The organism is Dactylosporangium maewongense (genome assembly GCF_039531485.1).
GTDB classification, from domain to species: domain Bacteria; phylum Actinomycetota; class Actinomycetes; order Mycobacteriales; family Micromonosporaceae; genus Dactylosporangium; species Dactylosporangium maewongense.
In genome coordinates this window covers 156594-179950 of sequence record NZ_BAAAQD010000021.1, presented here as the reverse complement: position 1 = coordinate 179950, position 23357 = coordinate 156594, and the positions used below count along the sequence as shown (strand labels likewise).

Sequence of the window (23357 nt, the reverse complement as noted above, 5' to 3'; positions counted from 1 at the left end):
GATGACAGCTCCTGACATCACGCGCTATGGTCGGTGATGTCAGCGACTGACATCGTCCACAGGAAGGCACCATCATGCGCATCTTCGTCACCGGAGCCACCGGCTGGATCGGCTCGGCCGTCGTCCCGGAGCTCATCGCCGCAGGTCACGACGTCGTAGGCCTCGCCCGGGACCCGGCCAAGGCGGCCACCCTCAAGGAAGCGGGCGCCGAGGTGCTCAACGGCAGCCTCGACGACCTCGACAGCCTCCGGGCCGGCGCCGCGAACGCCGACGCCGTCGTGCACCTCGCGTTCAAGCACGACTTCACCGACTACGTCGGCGCCGGGCGGACCGAGCGGGCCGCCATCACCGCCCTCTGCGAGACCCTGACCGACGGTCAGCCGTTCCTCTTCGCGTCCGGCGTCGCGCTCATCACGCCCGGCCGGGTCGCCACCGAGCACGACCAGAACCCCTCCAGCGGCCCCGACGCCCCACGCGGCGGCGCCGAGCAGCTCGCGTTCGAGTTCGCCGCAAAGGGCGTCCGCAGCGTCTCGCTCCGCTTCGCCCCGACCGTCCACGGCGCCGGCGACCACGGGTTCGTCGCCGAGCTGGTGCGCGTCGCGCGCGAGCGGGGCGTCTCGTCGTACGTCGGCGACGGCACCAACCGTTGGCCGGCGGTGCACCGTTTCGACGCCGCCGCCCTGGTACGACTGGCGCTCACCGCACCCGCCGGCGCCATCGTGCACGCGGTCGACGAGGAGGGCGTGCCGGCCCGCGACATCGCCACGGCGATCGGCGACGGCCTCGGACTGCCGGTCGCACCCGCCGCCGCCGAGGAGCTCGGCTGGATCGGCCGGTTCTTCGCCGCCGACATCCCCGCGTCCAGCACCGTCACCCGGGAGTTGCTGGGCTGGCAGCCGACCCACCCCGGCCTGCTCGAGGACCTGGCGGCCAGCCACTACTTCCGTGCAGCTTCGTGACGATCGCCGACATGTAGCCGGCGACGGTGCCCGCGGCCAGGCCGAGGCGGGTGGCGACGGTCGCGGCGGGCAGGCCGGCGGCGACGAGCTCCAGCACCTGCCGCTCCTTCGCGCTCAACCCCTTCGCGCTCAGATCAGTCGCGGCGAAGTGGTCCAGCATCCGGCGGGCGACGCCGGGCCCGAAGAAGGCCCGGCCGGCCGCGACCGCTGCGATCCCGTGGCAGATCTCGTCCTGCGTGACGCCCTTGACGAGGTACCCGCGGGCGCCGGCCAGCATCGCGTCGAAGACCTGCGCCGCACCGTCGGACATGCTCAGCACCAGCACGGCGGTGCCGGCAACCACGGCGTCGAGGCCAGGCAGGCGCAGATCCATGACGAGCACATCCGGGCGGGCGGCGGCCACGGCCTCGGCCGCCTCCCGGCCGGTCGCCACCGAAGCGACCACGTCGATGCCGGGCAGCGCCGCGAACAGGGCACGACTCTCGGCATGCTCGGCGGCGACGGCCACGCGGATCACGAATCCAGCGTACGGCTAGCAGTCCGGCCCGCTCTCGCGCAAGATCAGTGGCGGTGACGGATTCCTGACTTCGATCCGGCGAACAAACTCCCCGAGGGGCGCATCGAACCCTGCGACACCGAAACAACAACCGTTCAGGGAGCCCATCATGCGTACCAAGGCCATCACCGCGATCGTCGCCGCCGCCCTCCTGCTGACCGCCTGCAGCACGTCGCCCGAGCGCAAGGACGGCGCCGCCGCCCCGGCCGGTGCTACCACCCCCACCTCGTCCGCCCCCGCCGCGCCGACGTCGGCCACCACCTCGGAGGCCGCGCCGGCCGCCACGAAGACCAGCGCCACCAGCACGACGCTGGTGCTCGGCCCGCAGGGGTACGGCGCGCTCCGGCTCGGCATGACCCGGGAGCAGGCCGTCGCCACCGGGCTGCTGACCGCGTTCGACGACTCCGGTTGCGCCCAGGCGTTCATCAAGGGCCGACCGGCGGGCCAGGGCAGGGTCTTCCTGTCCCCGGACCGGGGCATCGCCGCGATCCAGGCGTGGCCCACGCTGTTGACGGCCGAAGGGCTGCGGGCCGGCATGTCCGTCACCGAGGCGCGCGGCCTGTACTCGAACTGGACCATCGTCGACGGCACCCTCACCCAGGGCCGGCACTTCGCCAAGGTGCCCAGCAACGACAAGGCCGTCTTCCGGATCGCGACGGCCGACAACAAGGTCGCGGACGTGACCCTGCAGCTGGCGAACCAGAACTGCTACGAGTAACCGCACAGCCGCTGCTCGCGGCACCGCACCCATACACTGCACGAAGACAGGTCCGGCGCAGGAGATCCCGCGCCGGACTTTTCGCATGTCCGGCCATCGCCCCGATCGCCCGGCGTCGATCCGTGACGGATCCATGACACCGCATGCGGCGAACAAACCCGCCAGAGGGCGCATCGAACCTTGCGACACCACAACAACCAGCCAAGGAGTTCCCCATGCGCACCAAGACCTTCACCGCCGCCACCGCCGTCGTCGCCGCGCTGCTGCTGACCGCCTGCGCCCCGTCGCCCGAGCACCGCAGCGGCGACGCCGCCCCGGCCGGCGCCCCGACGCTCAGCGCTTCGCCCACCACGTCGCCCGCCGCCTCGCCCACCACTCAGGCCCCTTCGTCGACGCCGGCCGCCACGAAGACCAGCGCCACCACCACGACGCTGGTGCTCGGCCCGCAGGGGTACGGCGCGCTCCGGCTCGGCATGACCAGGGAGCAGGCGCTCGCGACCGGGGTGGTGGCCCCGTTCGAGACCGGCACCGGCTGCACCACGACAGAGGTGCGGGGCGCCCCGAAGGGCGGCTGGGTCATGTTCTCGCCGACGCTGGGGCTGACCGCCATCGACGCCTGGAGCACGCTGCGGACGAAGGAAGGCGTCCACATCGGCATGTCCGGCGACGAGATGCGCCGCATCTACCCCAACTGGACGATCGTCGACGGCGCCAACGGCAACGGCCGCGGATACGTGAAGGTGCCCGGCAACGACAAGGCCTCCTACCGGATCACGGTGTACAACGACAAGGTCGACGAGCTGACCCTCCAGCTGGGCAACCAGAACTGCTACGAGTAGGCGGACAGCCGCAGGCCGGCCAGGACCTCGTCGGTACGGTCCGCGGCGCCCACCTGCCTGACCTGCACGTACACCCCGTAGCCACGGGCGGAGAGCAGCACCTCGCTGTAGGAGACAGGTCCGGCGCAGGACGTCCAGCGCCGGACCTGCGCCTGTCCGCCGGCGACGGCCACGGTGCGGTCCGGCTGCCGGACGCAGGGGGCGGCGTGCTCGGGCAGCGTGGGTGCCGGGCCGCTGGTGGTGAAGGCGCCCGCGAAGACGCCTGGCAGCGCGCTCGCCGGGTCCGCCCAGGCGACGACGTCGGTCGTCACCACGAGACCCGGGGCGCGGCCGCCGCGCAGCCCGAGCACCGCCGGGTCCCAGCCCGCGTCGCGCAGCTGGCCCGCCCAGGCCGGCGGCACCGCGATCGACAGCACGCCGTCGGCGTCGTGGACCCGCACCCAGCCCGGCGGCGGCCCGCCCGCGGCAGCGGAGCCCGCGCTGCCCGCCAGTACAGCTGCCACGGCGGCAACCAGCGTCACCGACCGCCACACCTTGTGCCGCCGGGTGGTCCGCCCGATCGAGTCGACGGCCGACCGCAGCTCAGCGGAGAGCTCGGCCGCCGACGCGAAACGCTTGCGCGGATCGGGGTGCAGCGCCCGGCGCACGATGTCGTTGACCGGACTCTTTCCGGCGATCCTCTCGCCCGCGGTGGGCGGTCGGCCGGTGAGCATGTGGAACAGCGTCGCGCCGACCCCGTAGACGTCGGCCCGCACGTCCAGCCCGCCGCCGAGCCGCGCCTGCTCGGGTGCCGCGTAGCCCGGCGTACCGGCGGCGATCGTGAAACCGGATGCGGTCGCAAGGGCCTTGGCCAGGCCGAGGTCCGCGACCAGGACCCGGTCCCGGCCGGGCGCGGGCTGGAACAGCACATTGGACGGCTTCAGGTCACGGTGCAGCACCCCGGCCGCGTGCAGCTCCGCCACGGCGTCGGCGATGTCGGCCGCGACCAGCAGCGCCTCCTCGACCGGCAGCGGCCCGCCGGCGAGCCGGTCGGCGAGGGTGCCGCCGGCGGCGAACGGCATCACGAGATACGGGCGGCCGTCCGGTAGCTCGCCGACGTCGAGGACCCGGACCAGCAGCGGCGAGTCGGCCCGCCGCATGATCCGCCCCTCCTCCTCGAACCGCGCCCGCAGGTCCGAGTGGTACGTCCAGTTGTCCGCCAGCACTTTGATCGCCACGGATGCGTCGAGCGCGTCGTCGGCCCCGAGCCACACGGTGGCGAACGCCCCGGACCCGATGCGCCGCAGCACGCGGTATCGACCGATATTGTCAGGCACTGGCACGCCGCAATTATCGGCCATGGAGGGCTTCGTTGACCGACATCGAACAGCTCGCGGCGCGCGCCGCGACCGGCGACACGGCCGCGCGTGACGCGCTGCTGGCCGGCGTCGCCCCGCAGGTCATGCGCCAGTGCCAGCGCATCCTGCCCTGCCGCCAGGACGCCGAGGAGGCGTGCCAGGACGCGCTGCTCCAGGTGGCGATGAAAATCACCACGTTCGACGCCCGTTCCCGCTTCTCCACGTGGCTGTACGTGGTGACCGCGAACTGCGCCCGGCAGACGTACCGCAGCCTGAAGCGCCGGGCGAGCGAGCAGTCGACCCCGCAGCTGCCCCTCGACACCGCCGACCCCCGCACGACGAGCGTCATCGCCGGGTCCCGGCTGGATCTGCTGGACGCCCTCGAGCAGCTGGAGGCGCACCGGTCCGAGCTGGTCGGCCCGCTGGTGCTCCGTGATCTGTGTCAGCTGTCGTACGAGGAGATCGCCGCCCACCTCGACATTCCGGTCGGCACCATCAAGTCCCGGATCCACGACGCGCGCCGCCACGTGCGGGCGTCGCTTTCATAAGCGGGCCAGCGCCCGCTCCGCACAGCCGCGCACGCTGCGGTTCTCGTCGCCGAGCAGCTCGCGCAGGGCCGCCCGCGCCGTCTCCGCCTGAGCGGCGGTGGCGGCCTTCGTAGACGGTCGCCAGGTGGGGGCGAGCAGCTGCGCGACGGCAACGCTCAGCACCTCGCGGACCAGCACCGACGGGTCCGTCCGGAGCGCGACCATGCTGTCCAGCGCCGCGAGGTCGCCGTAGTACCCGAGGCTCATCAGCGCGCCGCTGCGCAGGCCCAGCTCCGGGTCCCGCAGCATGCCGACCATCGCCGGCACCACGCGCTCGTCGCCGTGCAGCTCGGACAGCGCGCCGAGGGCCGTCCCCCGCACCCGCCGGTCGGCGTCGCGAAGGGCCGCTTCGAGGAGCTCGACGTCTGCGGGCGTGACCACATGGCCGAGGGCCCACAGTCCCGCACACCGCAGGTCGCGGTGCCGCTCGGCGGCGAACGCCAGCACCGCCGGCCGGCACCCCGCCGGGTCGGCCGCCATGAGCCCCGCGAGGGTCGCCTGGAGCCCCTCCCACTCGTGCTTTACCGGCCGCGCGACCGCCCGCAGCAGCAGCGGAAACGCCCGCGTGCCGCGGATTCCGGCCAGGATCCCGGCGAGAAGCTCGACCCCTTCGTGGTCCTCGTCGTCCAGACAACGCTCCAGCGCCGCCTGCACCCGCGGGACGAGGCTGCGGTCCCCGCTGGCCGCGAGTTCCTGGACGGCACCCGGCCGGAGCCTGACGGTGATGTCATCGATGCTCGCCAGTACATCCGCCAACGCCGCCTGCATGTCGGCCATGGCGCGAACATTAGCGCCCGGCGCTGTAGGGTCGCTCGATGAGTGAGCAGGGGTTCGTGTGCCGGGGCTGCGGCCAACGCCACGGCGGGATGCCGTTCTCCTACGGGGCGGTCGCCCCGCAGGTGTGGAGCGACGACTACGCCGGCGACGAGAGCAGCACGCTCGAGGACGAGCTGTGCATCATCCAGGCCGAGCACTTCTTCGTCCGGGCCCGCATCGTCATCCCCGTGCTCGACGCCGACACCGACTTCGACTGGGGCGTCTGGGTGTCGCTCAGCAGGGCCAACTTCGAGCGGTCGCTGGAGCTGTGGACGACGCCGGGTCGGGAGCAGGAGCCGCCGTACTTCGGCTGGCTGTCCACCGAGATCCCCGTGTACGAGCCGACGACGCTGAGCCTGAAGACCCACGTGCACACCCAGCCGGTCGGCAGCCGCCCGCGGGTCGAGCTCGAGGCGACCGACCACCCCCTCGCCGTCGAGCAGCGCGACGGCATCACGCGCGACCGGGTGCAGGAGTTCGCCGAGCGGCTCCTGCACCCGTGACGCTTGTAGATCGTCAGGAGCCCAGCTCGACGGTGTCGAGCTGGAATCCGAACGGCTCCTCGGCGATCAGGGTTTCGCCGTGCTTGGCGACCGCGTGCTCGACGTAGTGCCCGCCGTCCAAGCGCAGCAGGCGCAGGCTGACCGAGTGCGACGATTCCGGCTCGACCAGCAGATACCAGCCAATGCGGGCGGCGGCGTACAGCTGCATCTTCAGCACCCGGTCGTTGCCGGCGTTGCCCGGGGAGACGATCTCACCGACGAGCGCCACCTCGCCGGCCTCGATGACGGCGCCCTCGTTGTCGGTGTCGGCGACGACGAGGTCCGGAATGACGATCCGCCCAGCGTGCAGGCGGACGTTGACGGCTTCGAAGACCAGCAGACCGCGCGGCTTCGCCGCGCGGTGCAGCTCATACGCCAGCAGCAGGGACAGCTGCTGGTGCCGCTTGCTCGGTGCCGGGCTCACAAGCAAGCTCCCGTCGAACAGCTCGATCCGGTTGGTGGTCTCGCCCAGCGCGAAATAGTCGTCTTCGGTCCACGGCCCTACGTGATCCGCCGTCGCCACACTCATCTCAGCCGCACCTCCTGACCTTCCTCGTCCAGCGTAAGTGGCGCTACTGGGTGCGGCGGCGGTTGACCTCGGCGAGGGTGACCGCGGCGGCTACCGACGCGTTCAGCGACTCGATGTCGGAGATCATGGGAATGGAGACCTTCAGGTCGCAGGTCTGGCCCACGAGGCGGGACAGGCCGCGGCCCTCCGAGCCGACCACCACGACCAGCGGGCCGACGGCGGCCTCCAGGTCGTACAGGGAGGTGGCGCCGTCGGCGTCGAGGCCGGCGACCATGAAGCCCTCGTCCTGACAGGCCTTCAGGGACCTGGTCAGGTTCGTCACCTGGGAGACCTTGACCCTGGCGGCGGCGCCGGCGCTGGTGCGCCACGCGGTGGCCGTGATCGCCGCCGACCGGCGCTCGGTGAGGAACACGCCCTGGGCGCCGAACGCCGCGGCGGAGCGGATGATCGCGCCGAGGTTGCGGGGGTCGGTGATGCCGTCGAGGGCGATCAGCAGCGGCGCCGTGTGCTCCTTGGCGGCGGCGAGCAGGTCGTCGAACGGCTCGTACGCGAACGGCGGCACCTGCAGGCCGAGGCCCTGGTGCAGCACGCCACCGGTCATCCGGTCGAGCTCGGCGCGGGTGACCTCGAGGATCGCGATACCGCGCTCGGCGGCGGTGCGGACCGCCTCCTTGACGCGCTCGTCCATGTCGATGCCGAGGGCGACGTACAGCGCGGTGGCCGGCACGTGGGTGCGCAGGGCCTCGACGACCGGGTTGCGGCCGACGAGCAGCTCCGGCCCGTCCTTCGGCTGCGACGACTTCCGCCCGGGCGAGACGCGCGGCGTGGACCGTGCCCCTGCCGAGGTCGGCTTCGAGGCACCGAACGGCCCCTTGCCGGCGGTGCGCTTCGTGCCGGGCTGGCCGATCTTCGGGGCCCGGCCCTGGGCGGCCGCCGCGCGCAGCTCGTTGGCCTGCTTGCGGGCGGTCTTCTGGGGAAGCTCCTCGTCGCCGCTGTACCCCTTGTGCCAGGGGCGCTCGTCCGCGGGCAGGGTGCGACCGCGGCCCGTCAGGGACTGCCGGTTCTTCCCACCGGAGCCCTTGACGGCGCCCTTCTTCGAGACGACCCGCTTGCCGCGGCGTTCAGAATTGCCTGGCATTGTTCTCAGCTCTCCAACGTCCATCGTGGACCGGCCGGGGTGTCCTCCACCGCGATACCGGCGTGCTTCAACTGGTCCCGCACCGCGTCGGCGGCGGCCCAGTCCTTGCGGCCGCGGGCCGCGGTGCGCTGCTCCAGTGCGAGCGCCACCAGCGCGTCGACCACCCGCGTCAGGTCCCCGGCCTGCGTGTCGCTCCACTGGGCGTCCAGCGGGTCGAGCCCGAGCACGTCCAGCATGCCCCGCACCGTGGCGAGGGCCGCCGACACGGCCGCCGGGTCGCCGGCCGCCAGAGCGGTGTTCGCGTCCCGTACGACATCGTGAAGGACGGCGAGCGCGCGCGACGTGTTCAGGTCGTCGTCCATCGCCTCGACGAACGCGTCGGGCAGTTCCGACAGTTCGCCGGGGCCGACCAGCTCCACCGCGCGGGTCACGAAGTTCTCGACCCGGCGGAACGCGGCGGCGGCCTCCTCGAGCGCCTCCTGCGAGTAGTCGATCACCGACCGGTAGTGCGGCGCCAGCAGGTAGTACCGCACCTCGACCGGGCGCAGGCCGGCCTCGACCAGCGCTTCGAGGTTGATCACGTTGCCGAGCGACTTGGCCATCTTCGACCCGCCGAGGTTCAGCAGCGCGTGATGCACCCAGTACCGGGCGAACGGGTGCCCGGCGGCGTGCGACTGGGCGACCTCGTTCTCGTGGTGGGGGAACTTCAGGTCCAGCCCGCCGCCGTGGATGTCGAACTCGATGCCGAGGTACCGCCAGCACATGGCCGAGCACTCGATGTGCCAGCCCGGCCGGCCGGTCCCCCACGGCGACGGCCAGTTGGCCTCGGCCGGCTCCTCGGGCTTGGTGCCCTTCCACAGCGCGAAGTCCCGCGGGTCCTTCTTCGCCCGCTCCGGCCCGTCCGTGGCGGGCTCCATGTCGTCGGGCCGCTGCCCGGACAGCGCGCCATACTCGGCGTGCGAGCGCACGTCGAAATACACGTCGCCGCTGCCGTCCGTCGCCGGGTACGCGTGACCGCGGTCGATGAGCAGCTGGATCAGCTCGTGCATCTCGGTGATGTGCCCGGTCGCCCGCGGCTCGTAGGTCGGGGGCAGCACGCCGAGCTTCAGGTAGGTCGCCGAGAGCAGCCGCTCGTTGGCATACGCGACGGCCCAGAACGGCTTGCCCTGCTCCTCCGCCTTGACCAGGACCTTGTCGTCGATGTCGGTGATGTTGCGAATGAACGTGACGTTGTACCCCGAGCGCAGGAACCAGCGCCGCAGCACGTCGTAGTTCACCCCGGAGCGCAGGTGGCCGATGTGCGGCCCGCCCTGCACGGTGAGCCCACACAGGTAGATACCGACCTGCCCGGGCGTCATCGGGACGAAGTCCCGGACCGATCGGGTCGCGGTGTCATACAGGCGTAGGGTCACGGATGCAAGAGTAACGGTCGGACCGCTCCAAACCCGCACCAGCACTAACCTGAGCCTGTGGCTACCGAGACCGCCCAGACCCTCGACCGTGGCCTGCGTCTGCTGCACGTGGTCGCGGAGACGCCCGGCGGCCTGACGATGACGGAGGCCGCAGCCCTCCTCGGCGTCGGCCGCGCCGTCGTGTACCGCCTGGTCGCCACCCTCTCCGAGCACGGCATGGTCCGCCGCGACCGCTCCGGCCGCCTCCGCCTGGGCGCCGGCGTCCTCCAGCTCGCCCGCCGCGCCCAGCCTCTCGTCGCCGACGCCGCCCTGCCGGCCTTACGCCGCCTGGCCGAGACTGTCGGCGCCACCGCCCACCTGACCATCGCCGACGGCGGCGAGGCCTACGCCCTGGCAGTGGTGGAGCCGAGCTGGACCCAGTTCCACGTCGCCTACCGGACCGGCTCCCGCCACGCCCTGGACGTGGGCGCCGCCGGCAAAGCCATCCTCGCCGGCCGCCGCGGCGACTACACCGCCATCACGACGGTCGGCGAACTCCAGCCCGGCGCCTACGGCGTGGCCGCAGCCGTCGCCGGCGTCGAGGGCCTGGAGGCGAGCGTGGGGGTGGTCGCCCTGACCGCCCTCGACCCGACCTCAGTCCCCACCCTTGTCACCACCGCCGCCACCACGGTCGCCTCCGCCCTGCGCTGACCCCACGCACCGGGCCAGCTCTGGAAACCGGTTCTCCCAGAGACCGCGAAGCCGAGCGGGCAGCCACATCGCCCGCCAGAGCCCGACCAGCAACACACCGTCGAGCCAGGCCCGCAGATCGTCCTCCGTGGCAGCCTCGACCAGCACCGTTCGATACATCGAGGCGAGCCGGGCCGGCCGGTCCAGGTTGTGATCGGCGCTGCCTGACCAATCCAGGTGGCGGGGCAGCACGACCGTGCCGCTCGTCGGACCACGCAGCTCGGTCAGGCTGTCCGCAACGACGTATGGCCTGCGGTCGCCGTACGGCACATAGTCGGCCGGCGGTCGTTCAGAAGCCGTCTTGGATCGTGGCGCTCGCCGGCCAGTTCAAGCCACGTGGAGTTGAATGTTGCCGATGCGGGCCACGATGTCGAGGTGGCCGCCGAGCCCGGTCACGTAGGCACGCAGCGTCTCCAGCCCCACGGCATCGCCGTTCTCGATCTGGCTGATCCGTGCCTGGGTCAGGCCAGCCGCCTCGGCGAGCTGTACTTGCGTCATGCCGAGTTGCTGGCGGATCTCGGCGAGCTGCGCGCCACTGACCGAGGCAAGCATCTGCTCACGCATCTCGCGGCGACGAGCGACGCGTTCGGCGCTGTCCCACGTCGGGTCGGCGGCACGAGCCTTCGCTTTGACGTCGCGCCAGTTCGCGGCTTCGGTCATAACCCGTTCTCCTCTTTCAGCGCCGCAAGATGCTCGGTGAACCGCTCGTCGGCCAGCGGGATCGCCTTGCTGTACCAAGTCTGCCATCGGCCTGACTTGTCGCCGGCGATCAGGAAGATCGCTTCACGTGCCGGATCGAACGCGAAGATCATCCGAACCTCGGTTGTGCCGGTTGAGCCGGGCCGTAGCTCTTTCATGTTGTGATAGATGCTGCCCTTCAACCGGTCCACCAGCGGGCGACCGAGCGCTGGCCCCTGCTCGGTGAGCACGTCGACGGCCTCGGCGACGAGATCGGCGGTGCCTGGGTCGGCCTGGCAGAGCTCCAGAAACCATGCCTCGACCTCTGGGTGAAGCCTGACCTCCCACATGCCGACAGTATAAGCCCGGCTTATGCCGCATGTGCCGAGTCAGGTGCGTGAATCAGGTGGTTCACAGCGGCGGGGCGGGGTCGGTGCGGAGGCGGCTGTAGAGGTAGCCGTCGTGCCAGCGGCCGGCGCGGAACTCGCAGGCTCGGACGATGCCGTCCAGAGTGAAGCCGGCCTTCTCCAGGGATTTCTGTTCGGCGATGTTCTCCGGGTGGGTGCCGGCCTGGATGCGCTGGACCGGGGAGTGGGCGAAGAGGTGGTCGCACAGCATGGCCTGGGCGCGCCAGCCCAGGCCGCGGCCTCGCCATTGCGGGAGGAGGGCGATGCCGATCTCCCAGTAGCCGATAGGGCCGCTGTACTTGCCGGCGACGTAGCTGACGAAGCCCGCCGCTACGCCGTCCGGGTCGGCCTCCACCATGAGGCGGCCCGAGTCGGGGCCGAGGTAGCCGTCCTGGGCGAAGCGCCGGTCGGCCGCGTGCGGGTCGCGGTAGCCGGACCAGTCCAGGCCGATGAGGCCCGGCTCGGTGGCGAACCGGTGGAACATCGCCAGGTCCGATTCGGTCACCGGGCGGAGGCGGATGGCGCTCATCGAGCCTCATCCGGAGCCGAAAACGAGTCCGCAGCCGAGTCCGCAGCCGAATCCGCAGGCGAAGAAGAAGGCGAAGAAGAAGGCGAAGAAGAAGGCGAAGGCGGCGCTGAGGCGAGGAAGGCGCGGCTGATCGTGGCGAACAGCAGGCCGAGCAGCAGGGCCACCGTGGCGAGGGAGAGGTCGGTGTCGGCGGAGTCGATGGCGGGGTTGCCGGCCAGGGACGTCATCGCCGCGCCGACCGCGGAGCCGATGAAGTACAGCAGCAGGTACGCCGGAATCAGCGCCAACGCGCAGGCGCCCGTGATGGCGAGGAGGCGCAGCGGGGGCACGTCGCCGGTGGCGGTGACCGCGGCCGCGGCGGCCGACGGCAGGAGGACCAGGCCGAGGGCGCCGAGCCAGCCGTACGCGGCGGTGGCCGGCCACGCGGCGAGCGCGGCCAGCGCGGCGAACGGCAACGCCCACAGGAGACGGTCCAGCGGCAGGAGCCCCATCGTGACGGCCGCGAGCATCACGATGAGGACGATTTTCAGCAGGGAGAGGCCGTTCTCGACGCGGACGTCGGCGGCGTCGGTGACCGGCTCGTCCCACGGCGTCGTGATCAGCACGGTGACCGCGGCGGCCACCGCGAAGACCGTCGTCAGGAAGTGCGCCGGTCCGGGTTCGGGGGTCGCCACCGTACGGGCGGCGAACACCATCCCGGCGAACGCCACGGCGCCACCGGCGGCCAGCCAGACGGCCGCCACGCCACCGCTGACGCCGGCCCGGTCGAGCGCCAGGTCGGCCCCGACCCAGATCACGGCCCCCACGGCGGCGGCGAGGACGGCCCGCAGGTCGGCACGGAAGATGAGGACCACCCCGCCGAACGCGAGCAGGATCGCGAGCTGCCGGATGTCCCGCGGCCAGTACGTGTTGTTGCCGACGAACTCGGCCGCCGGAGACGGCTCCATGTACGGCTGGTAGATCGCCAGGCACACGGCCCAGATCACCGCCGCGGCGAGCCCGCTGAGCCCGCCGATCACGCTCCGCCAACGCATCCCCATCGCTGCATCCTGATCCCTGCCCGCCCGGAGCGGAACCCCTCCGGCCTGCCTGTCCGTCAGGAGGAGGCATGCAGGAGTACGGGCCGCAGACCAACACCGTGCACAGCGGCGACATGTACGTGACGCAGGGTGGCGACATCACCGTCACGGGGCGGTCGACGCCGGTGCCGGAGCGGAAGATCCGGGTGCTGATGCTGGCCGCCAACCCCGGCAGCACCGAGCGGCTCGCGATCGACGAGGAGGCGCGGCAGGTCACCGAGCGGCTGCGGCTCGCGCACGACCGGGACGTGTTCGAGCTGATCACGTGCTGGGCGGTCCGGCCGTTGGACCTGCTGCAGTACCTGAACCAGCACAACCCGCAGATCGTGCACTTCAGCGGGCACGGCAACCGCGCCGGCGAGGTGTACCTGTCCGCGGGCGACGGCACCGACCGGCGGGTGTCCGCGGCGCGGATCGGGGAGCTGTTCCGGACCGCCGGCGAGCAGATCCGGGTCGTCGTGCTCAACGCCTGCCACTCCGCCGCGCAGGCCGCCGAGATCGGCCGGCACGTCGACCACGTCGTCGGCATGAACGCGTCCGTCACCGACGAGGTCGCCACCATCTTCGCCGCGTCGTTCTACTCCGCGCTGGGCTTCGGCCGCCCGGTCCCGCAGGCGTTCGACCAGGCGGTCGCCGTGCTCGGCATGCACGACCCGGCCAGCCACACCATCCCGCAGCTGGTGTCGCGCCCCAACGCGAAGGAGCACCTGTGAGTAACGGCGGCCAGAACAACTCGGTCAACAACGGCGACCTGTACGCCACCCAGAGCGGCGACATCCACATCAACCACGGCGCCCCGCCCGCCAGGCGCGGCCCGCGCACCGACACCAAGGTCCTCTTCGGCACCCTGCTCGCCGACGCCGGCTACTTCCTCTACGGCGTGAAGGCGTACACGGGGAACAACACCACCGCGGACATGTGGCGCTCCTGCACGTTCCTCCTCCTCTTCCTGGTCACCTGCGCCCTGCTCGGCCGCTGGGTCCGCCGCCGGATCTGACCAGGTCCTCGAACTCCCGCCGGAGGTCGAGGAGGCCGCGGCCGGACCGGCCGGTCGCCTGCTGGATCAGTTCGGTGAGCGGCCACTGTACGAGGCAGCCGAACCGGGCCGCGTAGATGCCGGCGCCGCGCAGCGCGTACCGGTCGCTGAAGTCCATCAGGGCGTAGCCGAGCAGCTGGTACACGTCGGTGGCGGCGAGCGCCGGTGACCTGGTGCCGTCCAGGCGCGGCCGGCCGCCGGAGCCCGACTTGATGTCGATGAGGAGCCCCGCGACGATGAGATCGGCGTCCGCCGCGAGCAGCTCGCTGCCGTCGAACGTCGGTCCACTGTGCACGGTCCCGGCCGCCAGGCACGGCAGCAGCCGCGTTCGGGCGAGGTCGCGCATCGCGATCAGGTCGGCCACCTCGTCGTCGTTGGCGAGGGCGAGCAGGTCGTCCGCCCTGCTGCCGGCGGGGAGGGTGAACAGCCGCGAGCCGGTGGCCATCGGGTTGCGGAACCGCTCGACCAGCAGCGCCAGCGCGTAGCAGGTCCGCGCCCACCACTCGTCCGGCCGGCCTTCGTGCAGGCCGGCCTCGAGCACGGTGGGGCGGCGCGGGCAGAGCACCTCCAGCAGCTCCCGGCCCGCCCCGTCGAACGCCGCCCGGCGGTCCCACAGTCCCCGGATCGGCAGTTCGAGGGACACCCGCGGGTCGACCAGCAGGCGGATCCACCAGTCGATCGCCCCGCCCTGCGTACCGAGGGCGACCGCCGCCGACGGGGTGACCGCCAGTTCGTCGGCCGCTTCCCGGACGGCCTGCTGCAGCGGCGCCAGGTGCGGGAACGTGGCCCGCATCCACCGCCCCACCGGACTGTCGGCCCGCTGCACGGCGGCGGTGAGGCTCGGCATCCGTGCAGCCTAAGTCCGCGTCAGGGGTGCGTCATCGACAGCAGGTCGAGGGCCTCGTCGAGCTGGGCCTGGGTGAGGGTGCCCTTGTCGAGGTGGCCGCGGGAGATGACGACGTCGCGGATGGTGTGACCGGTGGCGAGGGCCTCCTTGGCGATGGCGGCGGCCTCGTCGTAGCCGAGGTAGCGGTTCAGGGGCGTGACGATCGACGGGGAGCCGGCGGCGTACGAGTGCAGGACCTCCTCGTTGGCCTCCAGGCCGTCGACGCAGCGGGCGGCGAAGAGGCGGGCGGCGTTGGCGAGCAGGCGGATGGACTCCAGGAGGTTGCGGGCGATCACCGGGAGCATGACGTTGAGCTCGAAGTCGCCCTGGGAGCCGGCGAACGCGACGGCGGCGTCGTTGCCGATGACCTGGGCGACGACCTGGCGGACCGCCTCGGGGACGACGGGGTTGACCTTGCCGGGCATGATCGACGAGCCGGGCTGGAGGTCGGGCAGGCGCAGCTCGCGCAGGCCGGCGCGCGGGCCGGAGCCCATCCACCGGATGTCGTTGGCGATCTTGTACAGGCCGACGGCGATGGTCCGCAACTGGCCGGAGGCCTCGACGAGGGCGTCGCGGGCGCCCTGGGCCTCGAAGTGGTTGCGGGCCTCGGTGAGCGGCAGACCGGTCGTCCCGGCCAGGGCGGCGATCACCGCGGCGGAGAACGACGGCGGGGTGTTGATGCCCGTCCCCACCGCCGTGCCACCGAGGGGCAGCTCGCAGACGCGCGGCAGGACGGACTGAATTCGATCGATGCCATACCGGACCTGAGCGGCGTATCCGGAGAATTCCTGCCCGAGCGTCACCGGCGTCGCATCCATGAGATGTGTCCGCCCCGCCTTGACCACAGACGCAAACGAGTCCGATTTATCCGACAAGGCGTCAGAAAGCACGGAGAGAGCCGGCACCAATTCGGATGTCAGAGCCGACGCGGCGGCGATGTGAATGGAGGTGGGAAATACGTCGTTGGACGACTGCGACGCATTCACGTGGTCATTCGGGTGTACCGGCGAGCCCAGCAACCGGGACGCCAGCGTCGCGATGACCTCATTGGCGTTCATGTTCGACGACGTGCCCGACCCCGTCTGGAACACGTCGATCGGGAACTGGTCGTCGTGCACGCCGCTCGCCACGTCCGCCGCCGCGGCCACGATCGCCTGCGCGAGCCCTTCGGGCAGGACGCCCAGCGAGGCGTTCACCGTGGCGGCCGCGCCCTTGATCTGCGCCAGTGCCTTGATGTGGGAGGACTCCAGCCGGCCGCCGGAGATCGGGAAGTTTTCGACGGCGCGCTGCGTCTGCGCCCGCCACAGCGCGTCGGCGGGGACGCGGACCTCGCCCATGGTGTCGTGCTCCACGCGGAATTCCATACGTTCTACAGTGCCCCGCGGCGACCGCCGTCAACGGTAGAGCGCGCCCAGATCACTGACGCCGAGCTCCTCGAAGAGCGCGACCGCCTGCTCGTGGCGGCCGAGGCCGGCCAGGGCGCGGGCCTGCTCGTACCGGTCGCCGATGCGCACGGACTTGGCGAGCGCCTCCTCGTTGAGCTGCCGGGCCTCGTCGTGCATGTCGAGGGCGCGCAGCGTGAGGGCGAGGTCGTTGGCGGTGAGGCACTGCCCGGAGACGTCGGCGACCTGGTCCATCAGCGACCGCGCGGCGCGCTGGCAGGCGAGGGCGTCGGCGAGGTGGCCCTGCAGGCGGTGCGCGGTGCCGAGCTTGCTGAGGGTCTCCGCGGAGCCGAACTGGTTGACCGAGTGCTGCTTCAGCGTCAGCGCGCGCCGCAGCAGGGCGGGCGCGACGGTGAGGTGGCCGAGGTGCAGGTGGTTGAGGCCGAGCTCGCCCATCATGATGCCGACGGCGCGCATCCCGCCGAGCGTGCGCGCGGCGGCGAGGCCGCGCCGGTTGGCCTGCAGGGCCTGGTCGTAGTTGCCGGCCTGGGTGTGCGCGATGCCGATCGTGCTATTGATCTTGAACTGGAGGTGCGCCGGGGCCTCGTCCAGGTGCAGCGCTGCGGCGGCCTCCGCGGCGGCGATGGCGGCGGCGTACTGGCCGAGCCGGCTGTGCAGCATCGCCATGTTGGTCAGCGCGGTGCCCATGAGCCGGGGGATGCCTTCGCGCTCGGCGATGGCGGTCACGAGCCGCAGCGTCGAGAGGGCGTTCGCCATCCGGCCCATCCGGAAGTACACGCCGGCGAGGTAGTTCTGGGCCTCCGCCTCCAGCTCCGCGCTGGGCAGGGTCCGCGCGGCCGCGATCGCCCGCTCGTACAGGTCGAGCTGCGCCTCGCCGTAGCCGAAGCCGAACAGGAACGGCGACACCGCGCGGGTCATCAGGCAGATCTGCCGGTGCCGGCCGAGGTCGGAGGCGAGGCGCGCGGCGCTGAGGACGTTGGGCAGCTCGCGCTCCATCCACCCGCGCGCCTCGGCGATCCCGGTGAACACCCGCGCGGCCGGCGGCGGTGTGTCCAGCCGCAGGGCGACGCGCGTGTCGGCCAGTTCCAGGAACGCGTTCGCGGCGGCCACGCTGTACAGATAATGATCGAGCATCCGGTCGACGACGGCGTCCGCGTCGGCCACGAGCTGGGCCGCGTAGTCCCGCAGGAGGTCGTGCAGCCGGTACCGGCCGGCCTCGGGCGCCTCGACCAGGTGGACGTCGACGAGGTCCTCCAGCAGCTCCTCGGCGTCCGCCACGGGCAGTTGCGCCATGGCGGCGGCGACGGCCGGCTCGAAGTCACCCGCCGGGTGCACGCCGAGCACCGCGAAGAACTGCTGCAGGTGTACGGGCAGCTGCTGGAACGACAGCGCGAACGCCGCCGCCACGGTCCGCCCGTCGACGGCCAGCTCGGGCAGCCGCCGGTCGGCGCCGCGCAGCCGGCGGGCCAGGTCGGCGATCGTCCAGCTCGGCCGGTGCTGCAGCCGCGCGCCCGCGAGGCGCACCGCCAGCGGCAGGCGCCCGCACAGCTCCACCACCTCGACGGTGCACGCCGGGTCGGCGACGGCGCGGGCGCCGACGGTGCGCTGCAGCAGCTCCACCGCCTCGTCGAGCGGCAGCACGTCCAGCGACACGGGCCGGGCGCCGTCGAGCCCGCCGAGCCGGCGTCGGCTGGTGATGAGCACCCCCGTGAGCGCCGTGCCGGGCAGCAGCGGCAGCACCTGCGCGGAGTCCAGGGCGTTGTCGAGCAGCACGAGCACCCTGCGGTCGGCCAGCTCGGTCCGCCAGAGCACCGCGCGCTCGTCCGAGACGGCTGGGATCCGTTCCGGCGGTACCCCCAACTGCCGCAACAACGCGCCGAGCGCCTCCCCCGGGTCCAGCGGCGCCCGGTCGCTGTGCCCGCGCAGGTCGAGGTAGAGCTGCCCGTCGGGGAACCCGGGCGACACCGCGTGCGCGGCGCGGACGGCGAGCGTGGTCTTGCCGGTGCCGGCCATCCCGTCGATCGCGAGCACGGCATGCCGCTCGTCGCTGAGCGCGGCCACGATCTCGGCGAACGCGTCGGCCCGCCCGGCGAAGTCCGCGATGTCGCGCGGCAGGCAGCGGGCGGCGCGGCGCCCCTCGTCGGCCGGCTCGGACGGCGCGAGCAGCAGCGTCACGTCGCCGTTGAGGATCCTGCGGTGCAGCTCGACGAGCTCGGCGCCCGGCTCGATGCCGAGCTCCTCGGCGAGCATCGCCCGCCCCCGGCGGAACACGGCGAGCGCGTCGGCCCGCCGCCCCGTGCGGGCGAGCGCCGTCATCAGGTGCCCGCGGAACTGCTCGTGGTGCGGGAACCGCTCGACCAGGTCGGCGACCTCGGCGAGGATCTCCTCCGCCGCGCCGAGCCGCAGCTCCAGGTCCAGGCAGAGCGACAGGGCGGCGGTCCACTGCTCCTCCAGGTGCGCCGCGGAGGCGCGGACCGCGTCGGAGTCGACGTCGGCGAGCGGCCGGCCGCGCCACAGGGCGAGGGCGGCGCGCAGCTCGTCGCGGGCCGCGGCCAGGTCGCCGTCGGCCGCCGCGGCCCGGCCGCGCTCGACCCGGGCGGCGAAGACGACGGCGTCCAGCTCGTCGGCGCCGACCTTGATGCGGTACCCGGAAGGCTCGGTGATGACGAGCTCCTCGGGCAGCCCGGCGCGGCGCAGCAGCTGGCGGAGCCGGGAGACGCAGCTGTGCACCTGGGCCCGCGCGGTGGTCGGCGGGCTGGTGTCCCACAGGGCCGAGATGACCTGCTGGAACGGCACCAGCTGCCCTTCGCGCAGCAACAGCAGCGCCAGGAGGATCCGCTCACGGGGCGCCGCAACCGTGATCTCCGAGCCCGGCGTGCGGATCTGCACCGGCCCCAAGATCGAAAACTTGGTCGAATTGCGCATAACCACCCTCTGTGCGGCGCCTGCCTCCCCTCGAAGCTGCACGCGGTATTGCCCGATGGTAGTCAAATGAGAGCGGCGAAAGAGCAGCGCCGTGGAGTCTTTTTCGTGGAACGACATGCGTGTGCCGGAATGCGTCCAGGTCTTGCAGGCGGTTTGCTCATAAACCGGATTCGGGCTACTCAAGCCCTCTGCGGGGTTGCTCTGGACGAACGGGGACATTTCGGCGCGAATTCGCATTCTGGGGCCGCGCCCAACGTCGTGTGCGGCCCCCGTTCACCCTCCGGCCACACCACCTTCGGCCGGCTCGCCCATCGTGTCGAGCTATGCCATTCCTGCTGCGCGCGGCCGTGACCGCCGCCGTCGCCGTCCCGGCCCTGCTGCTGTCGGCGACCCCCGCGTCCGCTCACGGCGGCGCCGCCCGGGTCACCGCGACGGCCACCCTGCCCTCGATCCCGCTCAGCACCCTCGGCGTCGCCGACGACCGCGGCGTCAACCTCGGCGGCATCGGCAGCGACATCTTCCCGGCCGGCCGCCCCGGCGAGTACTGGACGATCACCGACCGCGGCCCCAACGGCCAGATCACGGTCGGCACCGAGAAGCGCCGGACCTTCCCGACCCCCGACTTCAACCCGACGATCGTCCGCGTCCGCGCTGCTGGTTCTGTCCTGAAGGTCGTGCAGACCATCCCGATCACGACCTCGTCCGGCAAGCCCGTCACCGGCCTGCCGAACCAGCTGCCGCACGACGAGCAGCCCTACACGTACAACGCCGGCACCCCGCTGTCGATCAACCCCAACGGCCTGGACACGGAAGGCATCGTCCGCGCCAACGACGGCACCTTCTGGCTCGTCGACGAGTACAGCCCCTCGCTGGTCCACGTGTCGTCCCGCGGCCGCGTCCTCGCCCGCTACGTCCCGTCGGGCCTGGGCCTGACCGGCACCGACTACCCGGTGATCGAGGCCTTCCCCGCCATCTACGCCTCCCGCAAGGTCAACCGCGGCTTCGAGGGCCTCGGCGTCCTCCCCGGCGGCGACCTGGTCATCGGCCTGCAGAGCCCCCTCCTCGTCCCGACCAAGGCCGCCGGCGAGGCGTCGCTGAACACCCGCCTGCTGCGCTTCTCCCCCCGCTCCGGCAAGGTCGTCGGCGAGTACGCCTACCAGTTCGCCCCCGTCTCGGTCGTCGACCCCGGCCAGACCAACCCCGCCGAGCTGAAGATCTCCTCCATCGTCGGCCTCGGCCCCAACACCGTCCTCGTCCAGGAGCGCACCGACCAGGCCGCCCGCCTCTACCGCGCCGACCTGCGCAAGGCCACCAACCTCCTCGGCGGCCCCTACGACAACCCGGCCACCACGCCGTCCCTGGAGCAGGACGCCTCCGCGGTGACCCTCGTCCCGAAGACCCTCGTCATCGACCTGAACACCGTCCCCGGCACCCAGAAGAAGATCGAGGGCGTCGCCGTCCTGAACCCGTGGACGATCGCCCTCATCAACGACAACGACTTCGGCATGACCGACGGCCCAGCCGCCTTCGACGCGTCGGGCCGCCTCATCGACAGCGGCATCAAGACCACCCTGGCCACGGTCCGCCTCGCCCACCCGCTGGTCTAGCCCGACGGGCCGCCTCCCCGGAGGCGGCCCGTCACTCGTTCAACGCCAAGCAAACGGCCGCTCCGCAGCGGCAACCACGCCTGATTCCTGCCTCGCGCTCTCCACCGCCACTGCCCACCAGGGGTCAGGCAGCGTCGCGCTGTTCCCGTAAGGCGAGCGTGTCCGCGACCCGCTGAACGGCAGCACCCAGATGGCGAAGCTCGGCGAGCGGATCGGACTGCCGGGCGGTGACATCCTGCAGGCCGGCGACGATCAGTTCCCGCAGCATGACCGAGATCGTCACACCGCGCTGCTCGGCGAGCTCCCGCACCTGCACGTCGAGGTCATGGGGGATGCGCAGCGGCCGGATCACGTTGACCGGCGCGCCGGGTGGCGGCAGGTCCGGGACTTCCGCGGTGCCGTCGTAGGTGAGTCGCAGGTCGCCGGACGCGAGCTCGCGGGCGATGCGCTCATCCTCGGCGATCCGCTGCAGGTCGATGTCGTCACTCATGGTCCAGCTCCCACGTCTCGAGTTGGGCGATCTCAAGGGGTGTCATGGGTCGTGCCGCGACGATCGTCGAGACCGGGGAGCCAGTCGTAACCCACCCGCCAAGCTTATACGGCGCGTATACGTCCGGGTAGCTCTACCGCCCCGCTGCCGCGACTCACGAGTTGCCGCTCGCCAGCCTTCAACCCCTGAGGATGAAATATCCGCGACACGGGCTTATCGGGCGATCCACCGCAGTACGATCCGGCGCCGTTACGGTGGGCGGGTGGCTAGGGGAGCGGTCCGGAACTTTGAGACGGCGCTCGGTGCGATCGGGGTGCTGGCGCTCATCATCACGGGGATTTTGGTCACCGGGTGGAATCCGCTGCCCAAGATGTCGATGGACTTCACGGGCTGGTGGGAGAAGGTCGCCTCCAGTGGCGGGAAGCTGTCGGAGCCTGAGACGTTGTGGACGGACCGGGTCGGGGGGCAGCCGTCGGCGGCCGTGATCGCCGGGGACGCCGTGGTCGTGCAGATGCGGGGGACGATCGAGGCCCGGGGGCTGCGCAGCGGGACGAAGCTGTGGGACAAGGAGGCCGACTGGGCCGCCGTCGCCGGGGACGGGGCCGGTCAGGTGGTCGTCGTCGGGCGGCGCGGGAAGGGGCTTGAGGCCGTCGACCCCGCGAACGGGTCCGTCAAGTGGAAGGACGGCGACGCGGTCGGGGCGTGGACCTACCGGGACTCGGTGCTGGCGCTGGCCTGCGGTGGGTTGACCGACTGCACCCTCACGGCGCGCTCGCCCAAGGACGGGGCGCAGATCTGGAAGCTGACGCTGCCCGGGATCGGGCGGGTGCTCGCGGGCGTGAACACGGACCTGCTCGGGACCAGGCTGCTCTCCGACACGTACGACAACGCCGTCGAGGCGAGCCCGAACGCCATTCCGGCCATGCTGGGCTTCCCGATCGACCAGCGGGTGCAGGTGATCGACACGCTCAGCGGGAAGCGGCTGCGTACCGAAGAACCGACGAACACCAGTCGGATCGTAGTCGTCGGTGGGAGGGTCCTCGTCTCGACCGCGCAGCCGAAGGACGGCAACTGCCGCTACAGCCTGGAGGCGCGGGACGCCGCGACGGGCAAGACGGTCTGGCGCAAGGACGGCTACGACCTGCGGACGTCGTCCGGGGCGGGGTGCGAGCAGCGCAGGGACCCGGCGGGGGCGGACTCGGTGATCGCGGCGACCCGCGGGGACAACCGGGAGGTGTTCCTGTCGCCGCGCGACGGGCGGGAGCTGTTCGTGGGCGCGCTCGGGGACACGCTGGTCGCGGCCGACAGCCAGTACGGGCTGATCCGCGGCGCCGACAAGAAGACCCTCCAGGTGATCAACCTGACCACGGGGAAGACCGCGTGGAAGCAGGAGATCGGCGAGAAGGCGGACGTGGCGATCACCCGCTACGCGGTGCTGATCCGGGACTCGGGGACGCTCAAGGCGTACAAGCCGGACAATGGCACCCTCAGGCTCGACGCGAAGACGAGCTCTGACGTCCTCGGCGTCGGACCGGACGGGCTGATCGTCTCCCGTGGACGGAATCTGGGGTTCCTGCCGTACAGCTAGCGGTGCTCCATCACGAGCGTGAACGACGTGCCGGGTTCGAGCGCCTCGTAGAGATGCGGCACGTCGCCGGGGAACGAGCAGTAGTCGTGCGGTGACAGGTCGACGGTCGCATCGGAAGGGCCGACCCGGAGGCGGCCGCTCATCAGGACCACGTGCTCGACGGTGCCCAGCAGGTGCGCGTCGGCCTTGCGGGGGCCGCCCATGCCGACGTTCATCAGGTAGATGTCGCGCTTCGCGCCCGGCGGGCAGGTGGCGAGCAGCGCGCCGCCGAAGTCGGCCTGCTCGGCCTGGATGGAGGGGCCCTCGCCGGCGCGGATCACCCGCGGGGCGGTCGGCGCGGGCGGCTCGACCAGGCGGCTGAACGGCACGTTGAGCGCCACCGCCAGGGCCCACAGGGTCTCGATGTTGGGGTTGCCGGCCCCGGACTCCAGCTGGTGGAGGGTCGACTTGGCGATGCCGGCCCGCTTCGCGACCTCGCTCAGCGACAGCTTCTCCCGGTCGCGCTCGCGGCGCAGCGCGGCGGCGATGAACTCCAACGGCGCGCCCATGTGCGACCTCCATGCGTTC

25 protein-coding genes are annotated in these 23357 nt (G+C 72.0%); 10 read left to right on the top strand and 15 right to left on the bottom strand.

Annotation, left to right across the window (positions count from 1 at the left end; all coding sequences use genetic code 11):
* Positions 1 to 74 precede the first annotated feature (74 nt).
* The gene (locus ABD332_RS41535; protein ID WP_344509235.1) at positions 75 to 959 is read left to right on the top strand and encodes an SDR family oxidoreductase; all 885 of its coding nucleotides are present in this window, start codon (positions 75 to 77) and stop codon (positions 957 to 959) included.
* Here the strand turns inward: ABD332_RS41535 and ABD332_RS41530 are convergent.
* Positions 871 to 1476, bottom strand: a complete 606-nt coding sequence (locus ABD332_RS41530; protein ID WP_344509233.1) for a response regulator transcription factor — start codon at positions 1474 to 1476, stop codon at positions 871 to 873. The two genes, ABD332_RS41535 and ABD332_RS41530, sit on opposite strands and share 89 nt — an antisense overlap.
* 148 nt (positions 1477 to 1624) lie before the next feature.
* Here ABD332_RS41530 and ABD332_RS41525 point away from each other — a divergent pair, with 148 nt between their 5' ends.
* The gene (locus ABD332_RS41525) at positions 1625 to 2233 is read left to right on the top strand and encodes a hypothetical protein (RefSeq protein WP_344509231.1); all 609 of its coding nucleotides are present in this window, start codon (positions 1625 to 1627) and stop codon (positions 2231 to 2233) included.
* A 215-nt stretch (positions 2234 to 2448) separates the two neighbouring features.
* Positions 2449 to 3072, top strand: a complete 624-nt coding sequence (locus ABD332_RS41520; protein ID WP_344509229.1) for a hypothetical protein — start codon at positions 2449 to 2451, stop codon at positions 3070 to 3072.
* On the opposite strand, the gene ABD332_RS41515 is transcribed toward ABD332_RS41520, so the two are convergent.
* Positions 3063 to 4394 carry a serine/threonine-protein kinase gene (locus ABD332_RS41515; protein ID WP_344509227.1) on the bottom strand — a complete coding sequence of 444 codons (1332 nt, stop codon included), beginning with the start codon at positions 4392 to 4394 and terminating at the stop codon, positions 3063 to 3065. The genes ABD332_RS41520 and ABD332_RS41515 overlap by 10 nt on opposite strands.
* Before the next feature lie 29 nt (positions 4395 to 4423).
* Between ABD332_RS41515 and ABD332_RS41510 the strand changes: the two genes are divergently transcribed.
* Positions 4424 to 4957: an RNA polymerase sigma factor gene (locus ABD332_RS41510; RefSeq protein WP_344509225.1), complete on the top strand. Its 534-nt coding sequence runs from the start codon at positions 4424 to 4426 to the stop codon at positions 4955 to 4957.
* Here the strand turns inward: ABD332_RS41510 and ABD332_RS41505 are convergent.
* Positions 4952 to 5773, bottom strand: coding sequence for a HEAT repeat domain-containing protein (locus tag ABD332_RS41505; RefSeq protein WP_344509223.1), 822 nt, complete (start codon positions 5771 to 5773; stop codon positions 4952 to 4954). The two genes, ABD332_RS41510 and ABD332_RS41505, sit on opposite strands and share 6 nt — an antisense overlap.
* A 38-nt stretch (positions 5774 to 5811) precedes the next feature.
* Here ABD332_RS41505 and ABD332_RS41500 point away from each other — a divergent pair, with 38 nt between their 5' ends.
* Positions 5812 to 6315 carry a DUF2199 domain-containing protein gene (locus ABD332_RS41500; RefSeq protein ID WP_344509221.1) on the top strand — a complete coding sequence of 168 codons (504 nt, stop codon included), beginning with the start codon at positions 5812 to 5814 and terminating at the stop codon, positions 6313 to 6315.
* Positions 6316 to 6328: 13 nt separating this feature from the next.
* Here ABD332_RS41500 and ABD332_RS41495 read toward each other — a convergent pair whose 3' ends face one another.
* From ABD332_RS41495 to cysS, 3 genes are read right to left on the bottom strand one after another with little or no spacing between them, the layout of a single operon-like run.
* A complete protein-coding gene (locus ABD332_RS41495; RefSeq protein ID WP_344509219.1) occupies positions 6329 to 6883 on the bottom strand; it encodes a Uma2 family endonuclease in 555 nt (184 codons plus the stop codon).
* Between the two features lie 43 nt (positions 6884 to 6926).
* On the bottom strand, positions 6927 to 8021 hold the full coding sequence (gene rlmB / locus ABD332_RS41490) for a 23S rRNA (guanosine(2251)-2'-O)-methyltransferase RlmB (RefSeq protein ID WP_344509217.1): 1095 nt from the start codon (positions 8019 to 8021) through the stop codon (positions 6927 to 6929).
* Positions 8022 to 8026: 5 nt separating this feature from the next.
* The gene (gene cysS, locus ABD332_RS41485; protein WP_344509215.1) at positions 8027 to 9433 is read right to left on the bottom strand and encodes a cysteine--tRNA ligase; all 1407 of its coding nucleotides are present in this window, start codon (positions 9431 to 9433) and stop codon (positions 8027 to 8029) included.
* A gap of 57 nt (positions 9434 to 9490) precedes the next feature.
* Between cysS and ABD332_RS41480 the strand changes: the two genes are divergently transcribed.
* Positions 9491 to 10123 (top strand): IclR family transcriptional regulator, encoded by a 633-nt coding sequence (locus tag ABD332_RS41480; RefSeq protein ID WP_344509213.1) that lies wholly within the window; start codon positions 9491 to 9493, stop codon positions 10121 to 10123.
* 366 nt (positions 10124 to 10489) lie between these two features.
* Here ABD332_RS41480 and ABD332_RS41475 read toward each other — a convergent pair whose 3' ends face one another.
* From ABD332_RS41475 to ABD332_RS41460, 4 genes are all read right to left on the bottom strand, one after another.
* Positions 10490 to 10822 carry a helix-turn-helix domain-containing protein gene (locus ABD332_RS41475; RefSeq protein ID WP_344509211.1) on the bottom strand — a complete coding sequence of 111 codons (333 nt, stop codon included), beginning with the start codon at positions 10820 to 10822 and terminating at the stop codon, positions 10490 to 10492.
* The gene (locus ABD332_RS41470; RefSeq protein WP_344509209.1) at positions 10819 to 11190 is read right to left on the bottom strand and encodes a type II toxin-antitoxin system RelE/ParE family toxin; all 372 of its coding nucleotides are present in this window, start codon (positions 11188 to 11190) and stop codon (positions 10819 to 10821) included. Before ABD332_RS41470 ends, ABD332_RS41475 begins: the two co-directional genes overlap by 4 nt.
* Before the next feature lie 61 nt (positions 11191 to 11251).
* The gene (locus tag ABD332_RS41465; RefSeq protein ID WP_344509207.1) at positions 11252 to 11776 is read right to left on the bottom strand and encodes a GNAT family N-acetyltransferase; all 525 of its coding nucleotides are present in this window, start codon (positions 11774 to 11776) and stop codon (positions 11252 to 11254) included.
* Positions 11773 to 12816, bottom strand: a complete 1044-nt coding sequence (locus tag ABD332_RS41460) for a hypothetical protein (RefSeq protein WP_344509206.1) — start codon at positions 12814 to 12816, stop codon at positions 11773 to 11775. The genes ABD332_RS41465 and ABD332_RS41460 overlap by 4 nt, the downstream gene beginning before the upstream one ends.
* A 68-nt stretch (positions 12817 to 12884) precedes the next feature.
* Here ABD332_RS41460 and ABD332_RS41455 point away from each other — a divergent pair, with 68 nt between their 5' ends.
* Positions 12885 to 13568: a CHAT domain-containing protein gene (locus tag ABD332_RS41455; protein WP_344509204.1), complete on the top strand. Its 684-nt coding sequence runs from the start codon at positions 12885 to 12887 to the stop codon at positions 13566 to 13568.
* A complete protein-coding gene (locus tag ABD332_RS41450) occupies positions 13565 to 13852 on the top strand; it encodes a hypothetical protein (RefSeq protein WP_344509202.1) in 288 nt (95 codons plus the stop codon). Before ABD332_RS41455 ends, ABD332_RS41450 begins: the two co-directional genes overlap by 4 nt.
* On the opposite strand, the gene ABD332_RS41445 is transcribed toward ABD332_RS41450, so the two are convergent.
* From ABD332_RS41445 to ABD332_RS41435, 3 genes are read right to left on the bottom strand one after another with little or no spacing between them, the layout of a single operon-like run.
* A complete protein-coding gene (locus ABD332_RS41445) occupies positions 13809 to 14738 on the bottom strand; it encodes a hypothetical protein (protein ID WP_344509200.1) in 930 nt (309 codons plus the stop codon). The two genes, ABD332_RS41450 and ABD332_RS41445, sit on opposite strands and share 44 nt — an antisense overlap.
* 20 nt (positions 14739 to 14758) lie before the next feature.
* On the bottom strand, positions 14759 to 16141 hold the full coding sequence (locus tag ABD332_RS41440) for a class II fumarate hydratase (RefSeq protein ID WP_344509198.1): 1383 nt from the start codon (positions 16139 to 16141) through the stop codon (positions 14759 to 14761).
* 30 nt (positions 16142 to 16171) lie between these two features.
* The gene (locus tag ABD332_RS41435) at positions 16172 to 19069 is read right to left on the bottom strand and encodes an AfsR/SARP family transcriptional regulator (protein WP_344509196.1); all 2898 of its coding nucleotides are present in this window, start codon (positions 19067 to 19069) and stop codon (positions 16172 to 16174) included.
* 359 nt (positions 19070 to 19428) lie between these two features.
* On the opposite strand from ABD332_RS41435, the gene ABD332_RS41430 reads away from it, so the two are divergent.
* Positions 19429 to 20712 (top strand): esterase-like activity of phytase family protein, encoded by a 1284-nt coding sequence (locus tag ABD332_RS41430; RefSeq protein ID WP_344509194.1) that lies wholly within the window; start codon positions 19429 to 19431, stop codon positions 20710 to 20712.
* Between the two features lie 124 nt (positions 20713 to 20836).
* On the opposite strand, the gene ABD332_RS41425 is transcribed toward ABD332_RS41430, so the two are convergent.
* The gene (locus tag ABD332_RS41425) at positions 20837 to 21202 is read right to left on the bottom strand and encodes a hypothetical protein (protein WP_344509192.1); all 366 of its coding nucleotides are present in this window, start codon (positions 21200 to 21202) and stop codon (positions 20837 to 20839) included.
* Positions 21203 to 21464: 262 nt separating this feature from the next.
* On the opposite strand from ABD332_RS41425, the gene ABD332_RS41420 reads away from it, so the two are divergent.
* Positions 21465 to 22790 (top strand): outer membrane protein assembly factor BamB family protein, encoded by a 1326-nt coding sequence (locus ABD332_RS41420; protein WP_344509190.1) that lies wholly within the window; start codon positions 21465 to 21467, stop codon positions 22788 to 22790.
* Here the strand turns inward: ABD332_RS41420 and ABD332_RS41415 are convergent.
* On the bottom strand, positions 22787 to 23338 hold the full coding sequence (locus ABD332_RS41415; protein WP_344509188.1) for a helix-turn-helix domain-containing protein: 552 nt from the start codon (positions 23336 to 23338) through the stop codon (positions 22787 to 22789). The two genes, ABD332_RS41420 and ABD332_RS41415, sit on opposite strands and share 4 nt — an antisense overlap.
* Positions 23339 to 23357 lie beyond the last annotated feature (19 nt).